This window comes from uncultured Paraglaciecola sp., from assembly GCF_937123705.1.
Lineage (GTDB): Bacteria > Pseudomonadota > Gammaproteobacteria > Enterobacterales > Alteromonadaceae > Paraglaciecola.
The window spans coordinates 1-4,695 of record NZ_CAKZKO010000067.1 but is presented as its reverse complement, the minus strand read 5'-3'; the positions used below and the strand labels follow the sequence as shown (position 1 = coordinate 4,695).

The 4,695-nt window shown below is 52.0% G+C and carries 9 protein-coding genes; all 9 read left to right on the top strand.

Annotation, left to right across the window (positions count from 1 at the left end):
• Positions 1–100: 100 nt before the first annotated feature.
• Entirely contained in the window at positions 101–391 is a 291-nt protein-coding gene (locus tag Q0688_RS10685) for a hypothetical protein (protein WP_299075867.1), read from the top strand.
• Positions 388–591, top strand: a complete 204-nt coding sequence (locus tag Q0688_RS10680) for a hypothetical protein (RefSeq protein WP_299075864.1) — start codon at positions 388–390, stop codon at positions 589–591. The genes Q0688_RS10685 and Q0688_RS10680 overlap by 4 nt, the downstream gene beginning before the upstream one ends.
• Positions 592–763: 172 nt before the next feature.
• Positions 764–1,297 (top strand): GIY-YIG nuclease family protein, encoded by a 534-nt coding sequence (locus Q0688_RS10675; RefSeq protein WP_299075861.1) that lies wholly within the window; start codon positions 764–766, stop codon positions 1,295–1,297.
• On the top strand, positions 1,294–2,217 hold the full coding sequence (locus Q0688_RS10670) for a helix-turn-helix domain-containing protein (RefSeq protein WP_299075859.1): 924 nt from the start codon (positions 1,294–1,296) through the stop codon (positions 2,215–2,217). Before Q0688_RS10675 ends, Q0688_RS10670 begins: the two co-directional genes overlap by 4 nt.
• Positions 2,210–2,887, top strand: a complete 678-nt coding sequence (locus Q0688_RS10665) for a hypothetical protein (protein ID WP_299075856.1) — start codon at positions 2,210–2,212, stop codon at positions 2,885–2,887. The genes Q0688_RS10670 and Q0688_RS10665 overlap by 8 nt, the downstream gene beginning before the upstream one ends.
• On the top strand, positions 2,884–3,216 hold the full coding sequence (locus Q0688_RS10660; RefSeq protein WP_299075853.1) for a hypothetical protein: 333 nt from the start codon (positions 2,884–2,886) through the stop codon (positions 3,214–3,216). The genes Q0688_RS10665 and Q0688_RS10660 overlap by 4 nt, the downstream gene beginning before the upstream one ends.
• A complete protein-coding gene (locus Q0688_RS10655) occupies positions 3,213–3,680 on the top strand; it encodes a dUTP diphosphatase (RefSeq protein ID WP_367179787.1) in 468 nt (155 codons plus the stop codon). Before Q0688_RS10660 ends, Q0688_RS10655 begins: the two co-directional genes overlap by 4 nt.
• Complete coding sequence (locus Q0688_RS10650; RefSeq protein WP_299075851.1) at positions 3,677–4,003, top strand: hypothetical protein; 327 nt, start codon at positions 3,677–3,679, stop codon at positions 4,001–4,003. Before Q0688_RS10655 ends, Q0688_RS10650 begins: the two co-directional genes overlap by 4 nt.
• Positions 4,000–4,638, top strand: coding sequence for a hypothetical protein (locus Q0688_RS10645; RefSeq protein ID WP_299075848.1), 639 nt, complete (start codon positions 4,000–4,002; stop codon positions 4,636–4,638). Before Q0688_RS10650 ends, Q0688_RS10645 begins: the two co-directional genes overlap by 4 nt.
• Positions 4,639–4,695 lie beyond the last annotated feature (57 nt).

Here is a 4,695-nt window from a genome sequence, read left to right as displayed (position 1 = left end):
TTAGGTGCGATCACAGGGTGGATATCGTCAATTACTTCGGTGAATTTTTGAACGATTGGAAAGCCGTGGATTTGGAAATTCAGCAACAGAGGAAAGCAGGATGAAAAACGTAAAAGCAATCATTGTCGAAATTGACGGCAAAGAGCAACGCCTGACAGTCAAAGAGGCTAAGGCGCTACACGCCGCGCTAGGCGAGCTTGTAGGCGAGAAACCGGTGAAGGTGGAGCATCACCACCATAACCCGCCGATATGGACTCACAGGCCGTATATGCAGGTCTATAACGCGACACCACTCAAGCCAGGCGAAATCACCTGCAATGCCAACGCACAAATGGCCACGGCTAACCTGAGCGAGCGGATGAGCGTTTCTGGGATTGGGAAGTTGGTGTGAGCAAGGTCACCCAAGTATCCGATAACTCACTGCTTCCGAGCCTGCTTCTGGTTTTATTTATCGGCTTAAAACTAACAGGGTTTATCGACTGGAGCTGGTGGTGGGTTATGTCGCCCCTCTGGATTCCCATCGTCGCAGCGGTAGTCATCCTGATTTTCTACGGCCTTTATCTGGCCATGCGCTCAGCGCGTCAAAGGTGAACAACGCCCAAAAAAAAGGCCGGTACTGCGTCAACAGTCCGGCCCACTTCACACACCCATAACCGACTAGAGAAACAGATATGCACCAATTAAGTAGATCAAATACTGCCACAAATCAAGGTGGAGCGCCATTACCCGTTTGGGTATTTATACGAAATGCGAGGGGGTTGGCATGAGCAAGGGATATGTTTATGTGCTCAGCAATCCTGTCATGCCGGGAATCGTGAAGATCGGCAGGTCCATGCACGGAGGTAAGGGCAGAGCAGATGCGCTGTACAGAAACGATACAGGCGTAGCTAAGCCTTTCGTTGTTGAGCATGAGATATACGTTAAGGACTGCGTTGCGCTTGAGAAGGCGGTACACGCTGCGTTCTCCATGTTCCGCATCAACAAATCGCGAGAGTTCTTCGAGACAACGCCTGATCGGGTTTTCTTTTGGCTGATGGCGCATCTGGTAACGGAGTCGGGTGGTGAGGTCTCCAGAAAGCCCAGTGACCCCGGAATGGCCGCGCTTCGAGAGTTCACGGAATACTTTGGGATCGGGCTGCTCGCGTATCAAGTGGCGACTCACATCAGCAGAAGCTCGGTATGCAAGGCGTCTCAGTTTGACCAGATTGAAACAGTGGTCAAGGAGATATTAAGCGACCCTCACGCGGCAGAACTCAGTTTCAAAGAAGTTGCCGCTCGACCGGATTTGCAGCTATGAGCGACAAGCCGATGCACGACTGGCGCGTATGCATCTTGTCCAGTGATCTGCATCCAACCACGAGACATGTATTGATCACGCTTTCATTGCACATGAACCCATGGGGGAAATCGTGCTACCCAACGATCAATCAGATTGTCTATGAGACAGGTCTGAGCAAGAGCACCGTCGTGGCCCACTTGAGAAAGGCTGAGGAGCTTGGCTGGCTTATCAAGAAAGAGCATGGTTTCGCCGGTCAGAAATGGAGGAATCATGAGTATGAATCTGCCAAGCCGGAAGATGCAAAGGCCGTCGAGTGGAAGCACTCGGTTGCATATCTGAAAAAGCGAGAACGTGGTCCGAGAGCTACACCACGTCAAGCGGCAAAGGTGGTGCAGCTACAAGACCAGCTTAAAGAAAAAGGTGGTGCATCTCTCGACGAAGGTGGTGCATCTGACGACAAAAGGTGGTCCAGCTCTTGCGAAAAGGTGGTCCGAGAGCTGGACCCTAGTAGTTCAGACAGTGTTCCAGATAGTACCTCAGTAAGTACTTCAGTTATACCGACTCCCAAAAAGAAGGAGCCGGTCACGCGGGAAACTTGGAATGCATACAAGAACGCTTACCAGCAGAGGTACAGCGTTGACCCTGTTTGGAATGCGACCGTGGGCGGGATGCTTAAAAAGCTGATCGACCAGATTGGGGCTGAAAAAGCACCAATGGTTGCCCAGTTCTATGTTGGTCACAACAATCAGTTCTACGTCAGGAACACGCACGATGTGGGTCTACTGCTCAAGGACTGCCGGAGTCTGCACACTCAGTGGCTTAACGGTCAGCAGGTTACGCAAACCCAGGCACAGCAGCTAGACAGGACTCAGAACAACGCAACAGTTGGCGACCGCGTACTGATGAAGCTCAAGAGCGAGGGCCGAATCAGTGAATGAGAAGACCTACAAGACGATGGTGGCAACCGCTGAGCTACTGGGTGCAAGCTTGTCTGAAGGGGCCTTGCTGGTCATGACAGGCGACTTGGAGCGCTATAGCGACGACCACCTGATGATTGCGTTTAAGCGCATGAGACAGGACGGGACGCGCTTCAACACGGCGGAGATTATCAAGCGGTTGCCAGCGATGTGGCCAGGGGCAGAGCAGGCATGGGCGCAATTCCCACGTAACGAAGAGGATTCTGCTTGTGTTTGCCAAGAAATGCTGGCCGCATGGGGAATTGCGTCGGGCCTTGATGAAATATCAGGGCGCATGGCCTTCAAAGAGGCATACAACCGCGCCGTTTCACAAGCCATGTCAGAGGGCAAGCAGCCGAATTGGATAATCACCACAGGCTCAGACAAGCAGCACCGTGAGCAAATCACACTAGACGCTGTTCGTGATTGCTTGATATCACCCAAGGCGGCACAGGTTCATCTGCCACATATCCCCACTGACGACCTGTTGAAGCTCTCAACCCAGCAAGTGACGGTGAACAACCTGATCGAGAACCATGCTCAGACCGTGAAGAGTTTGGATCAGCTAATGCTGGCGGCACCAGCTGATGCGGATGCAGAAATAGCAAAAGCTCATCTGCGCGATATCAAAGAACTGCTGGGGGCCGCATGACAAAGCTACCCGAAGGTCCAGATGATTGGCAGTTTCATTCGCAGAACTACGCACGATTGCTGCTGATCGGCCACAAGCGCGAGCAGATCGACACCATCCTGGCAAACGTCAAGCGAATACAGGGCGATAACCAAGAGCAGATATTGCGCGACTTTTTGAACCATGAAAAGAAAGCGATAGCTGACGGTATTCCGCCGGTAAAGCCTGAGAGCGTTATCAAGCAAGAGGCGGAGTATCAGAAAACCCGCCTATCCAAAGACGAGCAATACGAGCAGCACAAGCGTGATTTGGCTGCATCTTCAGAATTCACTGAGAAATTAGCCAAATGAACATCAAACCAACACACGCAAACTTCCAGATGCCCGTCAAGAGCACGTCGGGTTCAGGGGCTTATGATTTGTTTATGCCTCAAAATGGCGAGTATGTTCCCGGCCACTTTCAGACCCTCTACACCCTTGGGTTCTCCGCTGAGGTGCCAGAGAACCACGTTGCGCTGATACTGCCTCGTTCCGGCGTAGGGATGAAAGCCAATGTCGAAATAAACAACACCTGCGGGGTAATTGACAGTGATTATCGCGGAGAGTGGTTTGCAAAGATCAGAACCAAGAATGGCTCGCCGTGGAATTGGAAGGCTGGCGACCGCCTATTGCAAATGCTGATCGTTCCTGTGGCGAGTCCTGAGCTAATCCTTGTCGATGAACTGAGTGACACGGATCGCGGAGCTGGTGGTATTGGCTCAACTGGCATGGGTTCGCTCGACAAAGCCGCAGCAGCTCGGAGGGATGAGGCGTGAGCGCAGATCAATGGGATGAGAAGTTACGCGGCGAAAAAATGTCCAGCACCACAGGCAGGACGATATTCAAATATCAGATGCCTGTTCTGGAGCAGTTCACCATGCAGCTTCCAGCAGGCGCTGAGATTCTTCGTGTCGAAGATCAAGGCGGCATGTTCTGGATGTGGGCGGTAGTTGATACAAACGCACCAGATGAAGAGCGGAATTTTGTAGCCGTTAAAACTGGCGCACCCGTTCCTGATGGCAACCTGGAGTACATAGGCTTCTGCGCAATCTACGTGCAGATGGAATTGGGCTTGTACATATTCGAGGTGACCTCATGAGCTACGGACAAGCGCCAGAAGTAATCGGAAATTACCCGCTCGAAGTCGATGAAATGATGCTGTACTTGTACATGCCGGTTTGGACCCCCGAGCCTCACGGCTACAAGTTCATGGCTGATTTTGTCCCTGAGCAGTTAAGCCCATTCAAATCGATGATGAATGCCGCGCTCAGCGACAGCTATGTCAAAGGCGAGCGATTCGACTACTGGTACATCACGGCCAAACGCATGTACGTCACGCCGGGAAACATGGGCAATCGTCCCGGCTGGCACTGCGATGGTTACGGCACTAATGATGTTAATTATGTCTGGTGCGATTGTGTTCCCACTGAATTCGCCTTGCAGGAATTCACCGACTTGTCGCCCGACCACAATGTCTCTATGGCTCAGATGCACGAGCAGATTGACGATGTGAGTTGCATCGTTGCATGCAAGGCGAATGATCTACTGAGGCTTGATCAGCATGTCGTCCACAGGGTTGCGCGAGGCGATTACAGAGGCATGCGCACGTTCTTCAAGCTGACAGGCTCAAACAGTCGATTCAATCTGAAGGGCAATACTCACAACTACCTCATGGATTACGACTGGCCGATGTTTGATAGGCAGTCAGAGCGCAATATGGAGTCAGCATCATGAACTACACCCTAACCCCAGAACGACTACACCAGCAATGCGTCCAGCGTATCAAGGACC